Here is a 251-nt window from a genome sequence, read left to right on the forward strand (position 1 = left end):
GTTCGCGCATATGGCGACGCACGGGCTTTCGTGGCAGACCATCATCGCCGACAAGACTGACTATCGCGCCTTGCTTCGTGAATCGCACGGTCAAGGGAACAGCAAGGAGCGGATCGAATACGTCTCCAGGCAAATGGCACAACAAATGGTCGCCCAGTGCGTCACGATCTTCGATCGGGCATTCAAGGAACTGGACATCGGTCCCGCGCTGGTCACAGAAGAAGTAGCCACCGTAATTGACATGGAGTAAC

Annotated in this window: 1 protein-coding gene; it reads left to right on the top strand. The window is 55.8% G+C overall.

From position 1 onward, the window contains the following. The coding region (locus tag SB772_RS43710; protein WP_410838991.1) for a hypothetical protein at window positions 1-250 on the top strand (250 nt) is incomplete at its 5' end. Between the last annotated feature and the right edge of the window lies 1 nt (window position 251).

Source organism: Paraburkholderia sp. SIMBA_030 (genome assembly GCF_046535245.1).
Classification (GTDB): Bacteria; Pseudomonadota; Gammaproteobacteria; order Burkholderiales; family Burkholderiaceae; genus Paraburkholderia.